The organism is Leclercia sp. 29361 (assembly GCF_011290365.1).
In the GTDB taxonomy this organism is placed as follows: Bacteria; Pseudomonadota; Gammaproteobacteria; order Enterobacterales; family Enterobacteriaceae; genus Enterobacter; species Enterobacter tamurae.
Map to the genome: position 1 here is coordinate 3,241,111 of NZ_CP049786.1, position 17,371 is coordinate 3,258,481.

The 17,371-nt window shown below is 57.6% G+C and carries 14 protein-coding genes; 4 read left to right on the plus strand and 10 right to left on the minus strand.

Going from position 1 to position 17,371, the window contains the following annotated elements; genetic code table 11:
- Positions 1-133: 133 nt before the first annotated feature.
- From yeiB to G7090_RS15545, 3 genes are all read right to left on the minus strand, one after another.
- A complete protein-coding gene (yeiB, locus tag G7090_RS15535) occupies positions 134-1,291 on the minus strand; it encodes a DUF418 domain-containing protein YeiB (RefSeq protein WP_106995350.1) in 1,158 nt (385 codons plus the stop codon).
- A gap of 17 nt (positions 1,292-1,308) precedes the next feature.
- Positions 1,309-1,977, minus strand: a complete 669-nt coding sequence (gene folE, locus G7090_RS15540; RefSeq protein WP_106995351.1) for a GTP cyclohydrolase I FolE — start codon at positions 1,975-1,977, stop codon at positions 1,309-1,311.
- 117 nt (positions 1,978-2,094) lie between these two features.
- On the minus strand, positions 2,095-3,228 hold the full coding sequence (locus G7090_RS15545) for a YbfB/YjiJ family MFS transporter (RefSeq protein WP_106995352.1): 1,134 nt from the start codon (positions 3,226-3,228) through the stop codon (positions 2,095-2,097).
- A gap of 141 nt (positions 3,229-3,369) precedes the next feature.
- On the opposite strand from G7090_RS15545, the gene fghA reads away from it, so the two are divergent.
- On the plus strand, positions 3,370-4,206 hold the full coding sequence (gene fghA / locus G7090_RS15550) for an S-formylglutathione hydrolase (protein WP_106995353.1): 837 nt from the start codon (positions 3,370-3,372) through the stop codon (positions 4,204-4,206).
- A gap of 93 nt (positions 4,207-4,299) precedes the next feature.
- On the opposite strand, the gene cirA is transcribed toward fghA, so the two are convergent.
- The 3 genes from cirA to yieE all read right to left on the minus strand — a co-directional run bounded on the left by cirA (position 4,300) and on the right by yieE (position 8,977).
- A complete protein-coding gene (gene cirA, locus G7090_RS15555; RefSeq protein ID WP_166182995.1) occupies positions 4,300-6,270 on the minus strand; it encodes a catecholate siderophore receptor CirA in 1,971 nt (656 codons plus the stop codon).
- Between the two features lie 189 nt (positions 6,271-6,459).
- On the minus strand, positions 6,460-7,929 hold the full coding sequence (locus tag G7090_RS15560; protein WP_166182996.1) for an amino acid permease: 1,470 nt from the start codon (positions 7,927-7,929) through the stop codon (positions 6,460-6,462).
- Between the two features lie 178 nt (positions 7,930-8,107).
- Positions 8,108-8,977, minus strand: a complete 870-nt coding sequence (gene yieE / locus G7090_RS15565) for a DNA-binding transcriptional regulator YeiE (RefSeq protein WP_106995356.1) — start codon at positions 8,975-8,977, stop codon at positions 8,108-8,110.
- 123 nt (positions 8,978-9,100) lie between these two features.
- Between yieE and G7090_RS15570 the strand changes: the two genes are divergently transcribed.
- The 3 genes from G7090_RS15570 to G7090_RS15580 all read left to right on the plus strand — a co-directional run bounded on the left by G7090_RS15570 (position 9,101) and on the right by G7090_RS15580 (position 12,149).
- Positions 9,101-10,147 (plus strand): YeiH family protein, encoded by a 1,047-nt coding sequence (locus G7090_RS15570; RefSeq protein ID WP_166182997.1) that lies wholly within the window; start codon positions 9,101-9,103, stop codon positions 10,145-10,147.
- A gap of 65 nt (positions 10,148-10,212) precedes the next feature.
- Positions 10,213-11,070 carry a deoxyribonuclease IV gene (nfo, locus tag G7090_RS15575; protein WP_166182998.1) on the plus strand — a complete coding sequence of 286 codons (858 nt, stop codon included), beginning with the start codon at positions 10,213-10,215 and terminating at the stop codon, positions 11,068-11,070.
- A 2-nt stretch (positions 11,071-11,072) separates the two neighbouring features.
- A complete protein-coding gene (locus G7090_RS15580) occupies positions 11,073-12,149 on the plus strand; it encodes a sugar kinase (protein ID WP_166185395.1) in 1,077 nt (358 codons plus the stop codon).
- Between the two features lie 34 nt (positions 12,150-12,183).
- Here G7090_RS15580 and G7090_RS15585 read toward each other — a convergent pair whose 3' ends face one another.
- The 4 genes from G7090_RS15585 to fruA form a co-directional block, all read right to left on the minus strand.
- The gene (locus tag G7090_RS15585) at positions 12,184-13,440 is read right to left on the minus strand and encodes a NupC/NupG family nucleoside CNT transporter (protein WP_166182999.1); all 1,257 of its coding nucleotides are present in this window, start codon (positions 13,438-13,440) and stop codon (positions 12,184-12,186) included.
- Between the two features lie 90 nt (positions 13,441-13,530).
- Positions 13,531-14,466 carry a pseudouridine-5'-phosphate glycosidase gene (locus G7090_RS15590; protein ID WP_166183000.1) on the minus strand — a complete coding sequence of 312 codons (936 nt, stop codon included), beginning with the start codon at positions 14,464-14,466 and terminating at the stop codon, positions 13,531-13,533.
- The gene (locus G7090_RS15595) at positions 14,459-15,394 is read right to left on the minus strand and encodes a pseudouridine kinase (protein WP_166183001.1); all 936 of its coding nucleotides are present in this window, start codon (positions 15,392-15,394) and stop codon (positions 14,459-14,461) included. Before G7090_RS15595 ends, G7090_RS15590 begins: the two co-directional genes overlap by 8 nt.
- Before the next feature lie 277 nt (positions 15,395-15,671).
- Complete coding sequence (fruA, locus tag G7090_RS15600) at positions 15,672-17,369, minus strand: PTS fructose transporter subunit IIBC (RefSeq protein ID WP_166183002.1); 1,698 nt, start codon at positions 17,367-17,369, stop codon at positions 15,672-15,674.
- Positions 17,370-17,371: the final 2 nt, after the last annotated feature.

The following is a 17,371-nucleotide window of genomic DNA, read 5'->3' on the forward strand; positions in this document are numbered from 1 at the left end:
GCAGCAACTCACAGACACCCCCTGTGTTTAGCAAGGTGACTATTCTGGCAGCGAGAAAGGGAGGACTACGTGAAGAAGCTCACAAGGATGAAAACGGTTACATCCGTTTTGTTAATGATTGTGATCCAGATCGTTATCCGGATGTATTACTTAACGAAACCCCTGCAGCACGTGCGGTTAATTGCCGCCATAGCCATTCCAGCGGCCCCTGACGGAAATAACGCAGCCAGAAAACAGAGAAAAGGATATTTACCAGCCATATTGGCAGGACGAAACCCATTAGCTGCAGGCGATCAAACTGCATAAACAGGCCGAGACGATAGAACAAGGTGGTGCAGATCAGCGTCTGTAAAAGGTAGTTGCTGAGCGCCATGCGTCCGACGCAGGCCACCGCGATCACCAGACGGTAACGGCAGAGCTGCGGCCAGAAGCCATAGATGAGTGCGGCATAGCCTATCGTCTGCAACGGCGCGCTCAGTTCACGCGGTGCCTGTAATAAAAATGCACACCAGCGGTAATCCCAGTGCAGATACCACTGGGCGATCACCGCCGGAAGATTAATCGCCAGCCCGGCCAGCACCAGCCAGATCCCGGTTCGCCGGTAGTGACGCAAGCTAAACTCGCCTTTCAGCCAGCCGGTACGCATCAGCGCGGCGCCAATCAGCATCATCCCTGCCAGCTGCCAGCCGTACTGCGCCCCGAGCGCCAGCAGGCTGTTGCCAATCATATCGGCCCGGTTGCTGATGGCCTCCATTCCGCCGCCCAGCTTCCAGTACTGCTCGTACTGCAGGTTGGCCGCATCCGGCACCCAGGAACGGTTGGTGGAGCCGCCAGAGATCACCCCCAGCAGCAGCAGGATAGCCACGCCGATAAGGAACAGCACCACGCCGGTATTGAAGAGATTTTTGATATCGTGCGCATCGCGGATGATGCGCCAGCAGATCAGCCCCACCAGCCCGTAGGCCAGCAGAATGTCGCCGTCCCAGAACAGCAGGCCATGAATAAATCCGAGCAGTACCAGCAGCGAAAGCCGGGCCTGGATCCAGCGTTTACCGCGCTTCAGCAGCAGCTGAAGGCCGGCCCCGAACAGCAAGGCAAACAGAGTGAGGAATTTGACCTGGGCGAAGAGATCCAGCACCGCCCATGTCCAGGCGTCGCTGAGGGTAATATCGCCATACCAGGCGGGATTGAGATAAGCGGCTTTCGGCAGACCGAAGCCGCTGATATTGAGCAGCAGAATACCCAAAATAGCGACGCCACGAACGAAATCCAGCGTGACATTTCTTTCCATCTATTCTGCCCTGATGATCAGTCGTGGTGACGCACGGCGCGCAGGAACTCCTGACGGGTGTTCTGGCTTGATTTAAACAGGCCGCCCAGCGAGGTGGTCGTGGTGGCGCTGGTCGCATCGCGAATACCACGCGCTTTCACGCAGTAATGCACCGCGTCAATGGAAACCGCCACGTTGTTAGTGCCAAGCAGCGTCTGCAGCGCGATCAGGATCTGCTGGGTTAAACGCTCCTGCACCTGCGGACGCTGGGCAAAGAACTGCACGATGCGGTTAATTTTCGACAGACCAATGACTGCATCTTTCGGAATATAGGCCACGGTCGCTTTGCCGTCGATGGTCACAAAGTGGTGTTCACAGGTGCTGGTCAGGGTGATATCACGCACCGTTACCATCTCATCGACCTTCATTTTGTTTTCAATGACGGTGATTTTCGGGAAATTTGCGTAATCCAGGCCGGAGAAAATCTCATCGACATACATTTTGGCGATGCGACGTGGGGTCTCCATCAGACTGTCATCGCTCAAATCGAGATTCAGCAGCTGCATGATTTCGGTCATATGGCCTGAAATAAGACGTTTACGTGTTTCGTTGTCCAGATCCTGAACCGGTGGACGCAACGGGGTTTCAAGGCCGTGCGCAACCAGCGCTTCGTGGACGAGAGCTGCTTCTTTACTCATTGATGACATTCTTTTCTCCTGCAGGTGTGGCGCGCTTCTGCCCTACATGGGGCAAAATGTGCAGTCATTGTGCGCGAGGCGGCGAGCATAATCCAGTATTCACCGCGATAATTATTGCAATTGCCGTTACCTTTCAACCTGACGCTGCCAGACCAGCCCGCCCGCCACGAAAAGGGCGATACCCGCAAGGCCCAGAGCGGGCTCCAGCTGGTGGGTGAGCCAGCTCGACAGCGCCGAGGTCATCGGGCCAATTAGCTGCCCGATGGCATAGCCGGTGGTGAGTAATCCGGCCATGTAACGCGTATGATTCGGTGCCAGTTCACGCCCGTAAAGCAGCGAGAGCTGTACCGCACATAAAAATCCGCCGCCCACCAGCAATGCACCGGTCACCAGACCGGCCATCCCCGGCAACAGCCAGGCAGCAATCACCCCCACCGCCTGCAGCCAGAGCACCAGCGCCAGTCTGCGATTCGTGGTGGAGAGATGGCGCAGAGCGATACTCAGGGCAATGCCCAGCACCGAAGCCACGCCGAAAACCGGCCAGACAAACTGGGCAAACGCGCTGCCAGGAAAGCGCAGCGCCGCCATCTGCGACAGAAAGGTCGCCGGGAGAATATAGCCAAACCCGGCCAGACTGTAGCTCCAGACCAGACGACGCAGATCCCGGGTCAGCGCCAGCGGCTCCGGCGTGGTACCCGGGCGGTGCAGCTGCCCGGCACGCGGCAGATAGCGAGCCACCACGGCGATCAGCACCAGCGCCAGCACACCGTAGATTTGCCATGCCGCGCTGGCCGACAACCCCTGGGCCTGGATCCAAACCGCCAGCAGACCGCTTATCGTAATGCCTGCCCCCGGCCCGGCGAAGACCGCAGCACTGAGGCCTGGTTTACCGAAATGGGCCAGCCGATCGTTGGTCCAGGCGGCGATCAGCACCATCGACCAGCCACTCATGCAGCCAATGACAAACCGCAGCAGCCCGTGGACCACAGCGTTATCGGCGACGGCCGAGAGCAGGGTCAGCGCCACCGCGCCAACAATCCCCAGCCACAGACGGCCTTCGACAAACCGGTGCGCGCGCATGGCATCCCATGCCCCCACCAGATAGCCGAGGTAGTTCATGGCCGCCACCAGCCCGGCGCTGGTCAGGGTCAGTTGCCCTGCCGCAATCATCAGCGGCACCTGGGGTGTAAAGGCGAAACGCCCTATTCCCATCGCCACCACCAGAACCACAAAACCGCTGAGCGCGATACGCAGCGCCATGACCACTCCAGATGTTAAAGTTTCGTAAATTCATGATGCAGGATATGTCGTTAATGCGGAAGTGAAAGTTACTCACTCGTTATTGAATTATCTGTATTATGACCTTCATCTCTTTATACAACCTTCCTGAAGGAGCCCTGCATGGAACTGCTCGAAGAGCACCACTGTTTTGAAGGTCGACAGCAGCGCTGGCGTCATGACTCGGCGGTGCTGAACTGCGCCATGACGTTCAGCATTTTTCTGCCACCAACTAACGGTGCCGCAAAACCGCCGGTGCTGTACTGGCTCTCCGGCCTGACCTGCAACGATGAGAACTTCACTACCAAAGCGGGCGCCCAGCGCGTGGCGGCGGAACTGGGGATCGCTCTGGTGATGCCGGATACCAGCCCGCGCGGTGACGACGTGGCAGACGATGCCGGTTACGACCTTGGCAAAGGTGCCGGGTTCTACCTCAACGCCACTCAGGCACCCTGGGCAAATCATTACCGGATGTACGATTACCTGCGCGATGAGCTGCCGGCACTGATCCAGGCGGAGTTTGCGGTTTCCGATCGCTGTGCCATCAGCGGCCACTCAATGGGCGGCCACGGTGCGCTGGTGATGGCGCTGAAAAACCCGGGTAAATATGTCAGCGTCTCGGCCTTTGCGCCGATCGTGAATCCGGCTCAGGTGCCGTGGGGGCAAAAAGCGTTCAGCCATTATCTGGGTGAGGACGCCGCGACCTGGCAGGAATGGGACAGCTGCGCGCTGATGCTGGCCAGCCAGCCGGAACAGGCGATCCCGACGCTTATCGATCAGGGTGATGCCGATCAGTTCCTGGCGAGCCAGTTACAACCGGCGGTGTTGGCGGAAGCCGCGCGCCAGAAGGCCTGGCCGCTGACGTTACGCATCCAGACCGGCTACGATCACAGCTACTACTTTATTGCGTCGTTTATTGAAGATCATCTGCGCTTCCATGCGCAGCAGTTGTTGAAGTAAGTGCGGCCTGATGCCCGGTGGCGCTTCGCTTACCGGGCCTACAAGTGCCCTATGTAGGCCGGGCAAGCGCAGCGCCGCCCGGCGATCCCACCATCAGAACTGGTAATCCACCGCCATAAAGTAACGGCGTCCTTCTTCGGTGTAGCTGTAGTCGTCGCGGCTGAGATCTTTATCCAGCAGGTTCATGACACCCGCACGCAGCTTGACGTTTTTGGTTGCCTGCCATGCGCCACCGGTATTCCACACCACGTAGCCACCCGGCGTTGCATCCCCATCGGTAACGGTGCGTTTCTCACCCGTGTAATTGCCCTGCACGTAGAAGGACCACGCCTGGGTTGCCTGCCAGTCAAGCGTGCCGTTCGCAGTATGGAAAGGCATGTCGGAGAGCGGCTTGTTGTCGCCGTTGCTGATATCACGCCCGTCGTTGTAGGTGTAATTCAGCGTCATGCGCCAGTCTTCGGCAATCGGGAATTTCACCTCCGTCTCCAGGCCGCGGATACGCGCCTTATTGACGTTGTAGTAACGGAACACCGGTTCGCCGTCGGCGTTCAGGCCGACGTAGTTCGGGTAGCCCTGCGCCTGATTAACGTTCGCGGTACGCAGAATGCTGATGCGATCATCTACGTCGTTCTGGAAAGCGGTAATGCTACCCTGCACGCCCTCTAACCAGCCCTCTTCCCCGCTGTAGTAGAGACCCAACTCGATGCTTTCGCTGGTTTCCGGCTTCAGATCCGGGCTACCGACAATTTCACAGGCACCGCGGCAGGAGCCGGTGGTCCAGTCCGGGCTCAGTTGCAGCAGGGATGGCGCTTTGAATGCCGTTGCCCAGCCACCTTTTACCGTCAGGGTGTCGGTGGCGTTGTAGACCAGATATGCACGCGGGCTCCAGTGGTCGCCGTAGGTTTCGTGATCGTCCATACGCACGCCGGTGGTCAGCGCCAGCGGCTCGAAGATCCGCCATTCATCTTCCAGGAACAGCGCATACTGGCTGGCAGAGGTGTTACTGCTGCTACCGCCGGTGATGTTAACCGGATCTTTCAGCTTGTCATGACGCCATTCCCCACCAAAGGTCAGGAGCTGGTTAATCTCTCCCAGCGGCAGAACGTATTTGCCGTCAATTGAGTTGCTTTCGGAAGTGATTGGGTTGCTGTTGCTCGGGTTCTTGTTATCCACCTTCTCGCCGTAGAATTTCAGCTCGCTGTTGCCCAGGCCCCAGCGGCCGTTGTGGCTCAGGGAGTAGTTCTGGCGCTCAAGGCGGTTCTGATCCAGCGAGTCGGAATCGCGGTCCTGACGGTCAAAGCCGTAGCCGGCGGTGAAATCGTGGTTCTCGTTCGGGGTCCAGGCAAATTCCACGTTGGCATCGCGGCTGGTGAAGCCCTCGATACGCGGGGTTTCGCCGGTGGCGCTGGTTGTTGAATCCTGAGGATCGTCTTTATCGCGTTTTGACAGGCTACCAAAGGCTTTCAGCCCGAGGACGCCATCCACCAGCGGGCCGCTGGTATAGAACTGGCCACCGTAGGTGTCACCGCGATCGCGGTGCTCCTGAATGGTGGTGTCGGCGGTGAGGGTGCCGGTCCATTTCTGGCCGATCTTTTTGGTGATGATGTTGACCACACCGCCCAGGGCATCGGAGCCATAGAGGGAGGACATCGGCCCGCGCACCACTTCGATACGCTCGATAGCATCAACCGGAACCCAGTTAAGGTCGAAGTCGTTATGGCGGAAAACGGCGTTGCGGGAGTTGACGCGTTTCCCGTCAACCAGGATCAGCGTATAGCTGCTGTCCAGACCGCGAATACTGACCCCCTTACGGTTGTCCCCTTCGTCAGTTAATTGCACGCCCGGAACGTCCCGTAACACATCTTTCAGGTTCTGCACTGGCTTACGCTGCAGATCCTGCTGGGTAATGACGCTGATACTGGCCGGGGCATCCTTCAGGTTTTGCTCGTTGGCCGAAGCGGTCACCACCATAGTGTCGCCAGATTCCGCCGCAACAACCGGCAGGGTCAGGGACAGAGCAGACGCACACAGCCCTCCCCGAACGAAGGGATTCAACCTAAACATTTACTATCTCCATGAGGTAAACACAGCAAAATCAAATATGTACTGCTCACAACTGCTTTTTATTAATTCGATAATGATAAGGCAAACGATAACTATTATCAATTCAATTGTTAAAAGTTATGTCAAGATGGCATACTGTGGAGATAAAAAAACCCGCTCGGATGAGCGGGTTAAAGAGAGGAAGTGCGCTTATTTTTTGAAGCTATTCGGGAATTCCATTTCGCTATAGCTGACAAACTTCGATCCCTTCGTCAGCTTGTAGCCAAACCAGATGATCAGGAACAGCGGGATACCAATATAGGTCGCTGCCACGCCGCCCCAGTCGATGGTGTCAGCCAGGAAGGCTTCATAATTCTGACCGAGGGTAATGATCAGACAGAGCACAAAGGCGAAGATCGGACCCAGCGGGAAGAACCCGGAACGGTACGGCAGATTATTAATGTCATAACCCTGCTTCACGTAGCCGCGACGGAAACGGTAGTGGCTGATGGCGATACCCAGCCAGGCGATAAAGCCCGTCATCCCGGAGGTGTTCAGCAGCCACAGGTAGACAGTCTGGTTGCCGAACATCGAGGTCAGGAAGCACAGGCAGGCAATCACGGTGGTGGCATACAGCGCGTTACGCGGCACGCCGCCCCGGGACAGCTTCGCGAAAATACGCGGCGCTTTGCCGTCGCAGGCCAGGGAGTAGAGCATACGGGTAGAGGCGTACATCCCGGAGTTACCCGCCGACAGTACCGCCGTCAGGATCACCGCATTCATCACCGCCGCCGCTGAGAGCAGACCGGCATGCTGGAACACCAGGGTGAACGGGCTGACGCTGATGTCTTTTACATCGTTACGCAGCAGGCTCGGATCGGTATACGGAATGATCAGGCTGATAATCAGGATGGCGAACACATAGAACAGCAGGATACGCCAGAAGACCTGGCGCACCGCGCGCGGAATGTTCTTCTCCGGGTTTTCGGATTCACCAGCGGCAATACCGATAAGTTCCGTGCCCTGGAAGGAGAAGCCGACGATCATCGCCACGCCAATCATCGCCGAGAAGCCCCCGGCAAACGGCGCATCGCCAATCGCCCAGTTGCTCCAGCCCGCCGGTTCGGTGCCTTTGAAGATGCCAACAATCATCGCCACGCCTACGATGATAAAGATGATTACCGTGGCGACTTTGATCAGCGAGAACCAGTATTCCGCTTCGCCAAAACCGCGCACGGAGATGTAGTTCAGCAGGAAGATCACCCCGAGGAAGAGCGCACTCCAGATCCAGCCCGGCGTATCCGGGAACCACCATGTCATCACCAGTTGCGATGCCACCAGATCCACGGCGATGGTGACCGCCCAGTTGTACCAGTAGTTCCAGCCCAGCGCGAAGCCGAAGCCTTCTTCCACGTATTTCTGACCGTAGGTAGAAAATGAACCGGATACCGGCATGTACGCCGCCAGTTCACCCAGGCTGGTCATCAGGAAGTAGACCATCAAACCGATCAGGATATAGGAAAAGAGCGCGCCGCCCGGGCCCGCTGCAGAAATGGTCGCACCAGAGGCGACAAAAAGACCTGTACCAATAGAACCGCCAATGGCAATCATCGTCAGGTGACGCGCCTTGAGTTCGCGACGTAGCGCGGGCGCTTCTGTGGTTTTAGTTTCGGAAACCATATGAAAATGCTGTCCATTCAAAAAATGAGGCGCGATTGTAGCAGACGATCGCCAGCTCTTCCGGCACAAATGCCCTGTTATAAGAGAGCTTCATGACCGGACCAGGATTATAAGTAAAGCAGAGAATGGTATTGGTGTGCGGAATAGATCCCGGCGGACAAAACGCCGCCGGGCGGGATTACATTTCGCAGTAACGCAGAAAACGCTGCAGGGAGTTAGAGAGGTGCTTCTGGCGATGATGGATGCGCCACAGGGTGCGCACCAGCTTGTTCGGCAGCGGAACGGGGATCTCCACCAGCGTGCCGCTCTCCAGCTGTTCGGCAATCACCCGGCGCGACAGGCAACTGATGCCGAGACCGTGGCGTACCGCATGTTTGATGGCTTCCGAATTGCCCAGCTCCATGCCCATATGGAACTGTGGCAGGTGCGACAGCAGCAGATAATCGACGATCTCCCGCGTGCCTGACCCCTGCTCGCGCAAAATCCACGGTGCCTGCGCCAGCCGCTCCAGGGTTACCTCCTGCTGTAATAAAGAAGAAGCCGGCGAGGCGAAGACCACCAGCTCATCCTCCAGCCAGGGATCCGCAATGATATCGGCGTTGTGGCACGGCCCTTCGATAAGGCCGATATCCACCCGAAAATCGATCACCGCGTTGATCACGTCCTGGCTGTTACCAACGCTCATTTCCAGCGGCAAACCCGGGAAATCGCGGCGGTAGCGGGCAATCACCTCCGGCAGGATGTAGTTGCCGATGGTGCTGCTGGCATAGACGCGAATGGCGCCGTTGTCTTCACGAAACAGTTGTTCGATCTCGACGGTCTGCTCCAGCAATGCCAGCGCGCGGGGATAGAGCAGTCGCCCGTGCTCGTTCACCACCAGTCGCTTTCCTACCCTGTCAAAGAGCTGAACGCCCAACTGACCTTCCAGATCGGTCAGTGCGGCGCTAACCGCAGACTGGGACAGGGCCAGCATCTGAGAAGCCTGGGTAGTCGACCCGCTTTTCAGCACTTCGGCAAAGACCTCAAGCTGGCGTAACGTAATGTGCATAGTCACCATCCGGAACGGTAAGCACCCCGCTTACCACTTATAGAGATTAATTATAAATATATAATCAATTTTATTTTTAAGCCAGAGCGCCGTAACCTTTTAGCCAGAGAAAAGGAGAAGGCTATGACAACACTCACCCTGGAGCATCATCATTCAGTCAGGCGCTACATTCCTGGCCTGGCGCTGAGCGCGCTGGTCACCGGTGTGGCCTTATGGGGCGGCAGTATTCCGGCGGTGGCCGGGGCGGGATTTAGTGCCCTGACGCTGGCCATCCTGCTGGGTATGGTCGTCGGGAATACGGTCTATCCGCACATCTACAAACCCTGTGATAGCGGCGTGATCTTCGCCAAACAGCACCTGCTGCGCCTCGGGATCATCCTGTACGGTTTTCGCCTGACCTTCGCGCAGATTGCTGACGTGGGCGTCAGCGGGATCGCCATCGACGTGTTAACCCTGACCAGTACCTTCCTGCTGGCCTGCTTTATCGGCCAGAAGGTGTTCGGGCTCGACAAACAGACCAGCTGGTTGATTGGCGCCGGGAGCAGCATTTGTGGCGCCGCGGCGGTGCTGGCGACCGAGCCGGTGGTGAAGGCCGAGGCCAGCAAGGTGACGGTTGCCGTGGCGACAGTGGTGATCTTCGGTACCCTGGCGATCTTCCTCTATCCGGCGATGTATCCGCTGGTGGCGCACTGGTTTAGCCCGGAAACCTACGGGATTTATATCGGCTCGACGATGCATGAGGTAGCACAGGTGGTGGCAGCGGGTCACGCCATCAGCCCGGAAGCAGAGAATGCGGCGGTGATCGCCAAAATGCTGCGGGTGATGATGCTGGCTCCCTTCCTGCTGATTCTGGCCGCGCGGGTGAAACAGCTTGCTCCGGCGGGCAACGGCGAGAAGAGCAAAATCACCATTCCGTGGTTTGCGATCCTGTTTATTGTGGTGGCGGTGTTTAACTCGTTCCATCTGCTGCCCAAAGCGGTAGTGGATATGCTGGTGACCCTTGATACGGTACTGCTGGCGATGGCGATGGCAGCGCTGGGTTTGACCACTCACGTCAGCGCCCTGAAAAAGGCCGGAGCCAAACCGCTGCTGATGGCGCTGGTGCTCTTCGTCTGGCTGATTGTCGGCGGGGGTGCCATTAACCTGGCGGTACACAGCCTGCTGGCATAAACCACTTCATCCTTCTCCTGTTAACCCGCTATCATAAGCGTTTGCGGGTTAACAGGAGTCCCTGTATGAAATATGTTGGAGCGCACGTCAGTGCTGCTGGCGGTCTGGCAAATGCCGCCATTCGTGCCGCCGAAATTGAGGCGACCGCTTTCGCCCTGTTCACCAAAAATCAGCGCCAGTGGCGCGCCGCGCCGTTAACCACTCAGGTAATTGATGAGTTCAAAGCGGCCTGCGAAAAATACCATTTCACCTCCGGTCAGATCCTGCCCCACGACAGCTTCCTGATTAACCTCGGTCATCCGGAACAGGAGGCGCTGGATAAATCCCGCGCGGCTTTCCTCGATGAGGTACAGCGCTGCGAGCAGCTTGGCCTGACGCTGCTGAACTTCCACCCGGGCAGCCATCTGTCGCAGATCGACGAAGATGCCTGTCTGGCGCGAATCGCCGAGTCGATCAATATCGCGCTGGAACAGACTCAAGGGGTGACGGCAGTAATTGAAAATACCGCCGGACAGGGCAGCAACCTCGGGTTCCGCTTTGAGCATCTGGCGGCCATCATCGACGGCGTGGAGGATAAAACCCGCGTCGGCGTCTGCATTGATACCTGCCACGCCTTTGCCGCCGGTTACGACCTGCGCAGCAGTGAAGAGTGCGCAAAAACCTTCGCGGAATTTGAACGCATTGTGGGCTTTAAATACCTGCGCGGCATGCACCTCAACGATGCGAAAAGCACCTTTGGCAGCCGCGTTGACCGCCACCATAGCCTCGGTGAAGGCAATATCGGCCACGACGCGTTCCGCTTTATCATGCAGGACCCGCGTTTCGACGGTATTCCGCTGGTGCTGGAAACCATTAACCCGGATATCTGGGCGGAAGAGATCGCCTGGCTGAAAGCACAGCAGCACGCTGAGGCCACCGCATAATGATGAACGAAAGGGAAAAGCAGATCCTGAAGATCCTGCGGCGCAACCCTCTTATTCAGCAGCATGAAATCGCCCAGATTCTGGATATCAGCCGCTCGCGCGTGGCCGCGCACATTATGGATTTGATGCGCAAAGGAGCAATCAAGGGCAAGGGCTATATCCTCACCGAACAGGATTATTGCGTGGCGCTTGGCGCGATCAATATGGATATTCGCGGCGTGGCCGACATTCGCTTCCCTGAACCCTCCTCCCATCCGGGGGCGATTCAGTGCGCGGCAGGTGGCGTGGCGCGAAATATTGCCCATAACCTGGCGCTGCTGGGCCGCGAGGTACACCTGATATCCGCGGTCGGCAGTGATTTTTATGGCGAAACCCTGCTGGAGCAAACCCGGCTGGCGGGCGTAAACGTTCAGAGCACGATCCGTCTGCACGGGCAAAGCACGGCGACCTACCTGTCGATTGCTAATCCGCAGGACGACACCGTGCTGGCCATCAACGACACGCACATCCTGCAGGAGCTGACGCCGCAGTTGCTGAACCAGTCGCGCGAGCTGCTGGCCCATGCCGGGGTGGTGCTGGCCGACTGTAATCTCACGGCAGAATCTCTGGAGTGGGTCTTTACCCTCGCCGGAGATGTTCCGGTGTTTGTCGACACGGTTTCAGAATTTAAAGCCGACAGAATCAAGCCCTGGCTGTCGCGCATCCATACCCTCAAGCCGACGCTGAAAGAGCTGCAGATTCTGGCGGAGTGCGACGATCGTCAGGCCGCGCTGACCGCCCTGCATGAGAAAGGGGTGCAGCGGATTGTGGTGTGTCTGGAAGATGATTCGGTGCTATGCAGTGAGCAAGGCGCGGAGCCGTTCCTGCTGAACCCTCCTGAGCACCCTGTGGTGGACCGTTTTGGTGCCGACGATGCCTTTATGGCGGGCCTGGTCTACGGCTTCCTCGACGGGAGCGATTTTGCTGATGCGGCGCGGTTTGCCCTCGCCTGCGCGGCGCTTTCCCGCGCCAGTGAAAGCATTAACAATCCGACCCTGTCAGTGGATAACGCCTGGTCCCTGCTGAACAATCCGCAGTAAAAAAGCCGGGTAGTGTCGCTACCCGGCCTGAATGTCACGAGCCCGCTAAACCGATAAAGAACCCGGCGATGGTGGCGCTCATCAAGTTAGAGAGCGTTGCCGCCACCAGCGCCCGCACGCCAAGCTGGGCAATCTCAGGGGCGCGCTGGGGCGATACTGCAGAAAAGGCCCCTACCACTACCCCAATCGAGCCGAAGTTCGCGAAACCGCACAACGCGAACGAGATAATGGCGATGGTTTTCACGTCCAGTTGACCGACAGTTTGCAGATACGGCGAGAAGTTGAGGTAGGCGACGAACTCGTTAATCGCCAGCTTCTGGCCAATCAGACTGCCCGCCAGGGTCGCATCCTGCCATTCGACGCCCATGATCCACGCCAGCGGCGCGAGGGCGTAGCCAAACAGTCCTTCCAGGCTCAGACTTTCGATGCCAAACCAACCGCCGATGCCGCCCAGCATACCGTTCAGCAGGGCAATGATGGCCACAAACGCCATTACCACCGTCGCGACCCCGGCAGCGATTTTCAGCCCGGTCATCGCCCCGGTGGCTGCGGCTTCGATAATGCTTTTTGGCGGCGTCTCGCTGAAGGAAAGATTCTCAAAGGTGACCTGCGACTCCTCGGTGGCCGGACTGAGCAGGCGGGCAAACAGGATCCCGCCGGGGATCGCCATCAGCGAGGCGGCCAGCAGATAGTCAATCGGCACCCCCATCCCCGCGTAGCCAATCAGCATCGACCCGGCAATCGACGCCATCCCGCTACAAATGGCGGTAAACAGCTCGTTGCGGTTCAGCTTATCGACAAAGGGTTTGACGATCGCCGGGATCTCGTTCTGCCCGAGGAAGATGGTAGTCACCGCGACAAAGGATTCAATTTTGCTGATGCGCAGCACTTTCTGGAAAATACCGCCCAGCACGCGGATCAGCAGCCCCATCACCCCGATGTAGTACAGCAGGCTGATCAGCGCGGTGACAAAGATAATGGCGGGCAGCACCCGGAAGGCAAACACGAACCCGGCCCCGTCAAAGAGAGTGTCCATCTTTGGCCCGACCAGCGCCCCAAAGATAAAGGCGCTGCCGGCATCGCTGTAGGACATGACCTTACTCACCCCGATAGCAGCTTGTTCGACCAGCCATTTGCCGGGTGGGAAATAGAGCATGATGCCGCCGATCGCCACCTGCAATACGAATGCGGCGCCGACGGTGCGCAGGCTGATACGGCGTTTATTGACCGACAGGAGGAAGGCTATCGCCAACAGTACCGCCATACCCAGCAGACTTCTCATTACGTCCATAATGATTTCCTTACCTGAAAACCCGGCGACAGGCCGGGTATCCGTGATTCCACTGCGAAGACAGGCGACGGCAAACTGCCTGTGAGAGGGTTACGCCATACGCTGATAAGCCTTCGCGATATCGCAGGCCAGGCGGGCATTGTTAAAGACCAGTTGGATATTTGATTTCAGGCTGTCGCCGCCGGTCAGTTCCGCCACGCGGGCCAGCAGGAACGGGGTGCTGGCTTTGCCGGTCACGCCCTGCTCTTCCGCTTCCCTTACCGCCTGGTCGATAGCCGCATTGATAGTCTCTTCCGCCATCGCAAACTGCTCGGGAATGGGATTGGCAATCACCAGGCCGCCGTTGAGGCCGGTCTGCCATTTCACCGCCATCGCCCGGGCGATGGCCTCGGCGCTGTCGAGACGGATGCTGACCTCAAACGGGCTGGAGCGGCAGAAAAAGGCCGGCAGGGACTGGGTCTGATAGCCAATCAGCGGCACGCCGTTGGTCTCTAAATATTCGGTGGTTAAGCCGAGATCGAGAATCGATTTCGCCCCGGCGCAAACTACGGCAACGTTGGTTTTCGCCAGCTCCTGTAAATCAGCGGAAATATCAAAGGTGTGTTCTGCGCCACGGTGAACGCCGCCGATCCCGCCGGTGGCAAAGAGCTTAATCCCGGCCATCGCGGCAATGATCATGGTAGAGGCCACCGTGGTGGCGCCGTTGATGCCTGCAGCCACCACAAAAGGAAGATCCCGGCGGCTGACTTTGGTCACCGCATGGCCTTCGCGGCCTAATAATTCAATCTCCTCTTTACTCAGCCCAACTTTCATTACGCCACGAATAATCGCAATGGTGGCCGGAATAACCCCCTGCTGGCGGATCGCATCTTCAACTTCCAGCGCCGTCTGGGCATTTTGCGGGAAAGGCATGCCGTGAGAAATAATGGTGGACTCAAGCGCCACAATCGGTTTGTTATTATTTAAAGCGTCCTGAACCTCAGGAGAAATTTGCAGGAACTCAGCAGGCAGTTTTAATTCAGACATGTTCTCTCTCCATTAATGCGTTAACGTTTTCAGACGATAAATCAGGGTTATTGGTATATACGGAAGCCAGCGCCAGCGAAGAGCAGCCCTGGGCAAAACGAACGGAATCTTTAAATGTGACACCTGCCAGCCAGCAAAAAGCGAGCCCGGCCATCATTGCATCCCCCGCGCCGGTGACGTTGACTACCTGAGTTTTAAACGGCGCTGACCAGCCGCTTTCACCCGCGTTCTCACTGTAATAAACGCCGTCACCGCCCATACTCAGCACCAGCCGGAACAGGCCATGCTGATGAAACCAGGCCGCCACTTTCGGCGCGTCCGCCGCGCAGGAGAGCGGGATGCCGCTCAGGGTTTCCGCCTCCAGCCGGTTGGGTTTCAGGGTGTGGATATGCCCCAGCCAGTCGCAAATCTTGCTGCATTTCCAGGCTGAGACCGGATCGACGAAAACCGGCGTCTGGCATGCGTTCTCAAAGATCCAGCCGAGCGCTGACTCGCTGAGATTGCAGTCCACCACTACCGCTTTTGCGGCACGGATAAACGCCAGATGATTGGCCAGATAGTGCGGATTGATGTGGTCAGAAATCGCCATATCGTTGATGGCAACCAGCATCTCCCCGGTATTGTCGAGTAACGATAAATAGCTGGAGGTGCCTTCTCCGGGAATAACCTGGCACTTATCGATCTGCACCCCGGCGGCCTGGGTTTGTGACAGCAGCGACTGACCGTAAAAATCGTCGCCTACCGCGGAAAGGAGCCAGACATTTTTACCCAGTAGCGCCAGATTTTGCGCAATATTGCGGCCTACGCCCCCGGGGGTGAATTTTATTTTCCCTGGATTAGAGTCGGCGTAATTGAGCGAAGCATGTGAATATCCTGCCACGTCCATATTTGCAGAACCAATAACAACAATATAATCCTTTTCACGCATAGAACATCCTCTGGCGCGTGGCCATCGCAATGACAATTAAGCGATTTGGTAACATTAAAAGTTATTAGAGCATATGTTTACATGCAAACACATGTTCATATTATGCGTAAGGAGAGGGAAGTAAAGGGAATGAAATAAGGATCGTTAAACGATCATGAACAGAATCACAATTATTTGTAGAGACAGTATTCAGCTCTACAAAAGAATGCGACCCGTTGCACGTTTAAAGGCAATAAAAAAAGGCAGAGTTTCCTCTGCCTTTTATCTTTCTGCGTAATTATGCTGCTTTCGCGGCAACCACTTCAGCTTCCGGGCGTTTCAACACCGCGTAAGAGAGACCTGCCACCAGCGTACCGGCGATAATCGCGAACAGGTAACCCAGCACCGGAGTAATCGCACCCGGGATCAGCAGAACAAACAGACCGCCATGCGGCGCCATCAGTTTTGCGCCAACCGCCATGGAGATGGCACCGGTCACGGCACCGCCGACGATACAGCACGGCAGAACGCGCATCGGGTCACGGGCAGCAAACGGGATAGCCCCTTCGGTGATAAAGCACAGGCCCAGAACCAGCGCTGCTTTACCGCCTTCCTGCTGCGCCTTGTCGAACTTACGACGGGCAATGATAGTCGCCAGGCCCAGCGCCAGCGGTGGCACCATACCTGCAGCCATAATCGCCGCCATCGGAGCATACGTCTGGGTACTCAGCAGGCCAACGCCGAACGCGTATGCTGCTTTGTTCACCGGACCACCCATATCGGTACACATCATGGCGCCGAGGATCGCACCCAGCAGGACCGCATTGGCGGTGCCCATGGTCTGCAGCCAGTGGGTCAGGCCTTCAAGGATACCCGCGACCGGCTTGCCGATCAGGTAGATCATCGCCAGACCAACAACCAGGCTGGAGAACAACGGAATGATCAGAATCGGTTTCAGCGCTTCCATGCTCTGCGGCAGTTTCAGCTTCGAGCTGATCAGCTTCGCCACGTAACCTGCGAGGAAGCCCGCGATGATCCCGCCGATAAAGCCAGAGCCAGTGCTCACGGCCAGCATACCGCCGATCAGACCCGGGGTCAGACCCGGACGGTCAGCAATGGAGAACGCAATGTAACCTGCCAGCACCGGCACCATCAGCGCGAACGCCGAGCCGCCACCAATCTGCATCAGCGCCGCCGCCAGGGTACCTGGCTCTTTGAAGGCTTCGATACCAAAGGCGAAGGAGAGCGCGATACAGAGACCACCCGCTACCACCATCGGCAGCATGTAGGAGACGCCCGTCAGCAGGTGACGATAGGCCCCGGCGGACTCTTTCTTGCCTTCAGAGGCCGAAGAGGCGGTGTTGCCTGAAGGCTGGAACAGTTTGGCTTCCGCCTGCGCTTTATCCAGCTCCTGAGCCGTTTTCTTCAGCGCCAGACCGGTGGAGGTGCGGTACATCGGCTTACCGGCAAACTTCGCCAGATCCACTTCGATATCCGCGGCCACGATCACCAGGTCCGCTGCCGCCACCTCTTCCGGAGTGATGGCATTGCCTGCGCCCACTGAACCACGGGTTTCAACCTTTACCCACCAGCCGCGTTTTTTGGCTTCGGTTTCAATGGCTTCTGCGGCCATAAAGGTGTGCGCGACGCCGGTCGGGCAGGCGGTAACCGCTACTACGCGTTTCGGACCGCTGGAAACAGCCGTTGCCGTTTCCTCAGCTACAGGGGCGGTATACAGCGCCGCATGGCCTTTCGCTTCGCTCAGGAACAGTTCCGGGTGGGCGACGGCGCGATTGATATCGCCCAGCCACACTTTTTTGCCGTTCAGCGAGCTGTCGGCCGGGATCTTGTCGCCCAGGACGATGACCAGTTCGGCATCGCCCGGGTTGTCGATGAAATCAAGGTGTGCTTTATGTCCCGCCGAACCCAGCAAGGTTTTCGCCATATAGGCGCGCGCCTGTCCGAGTGCAGAGTCAATAATCAGCAGCGTTTTCATTA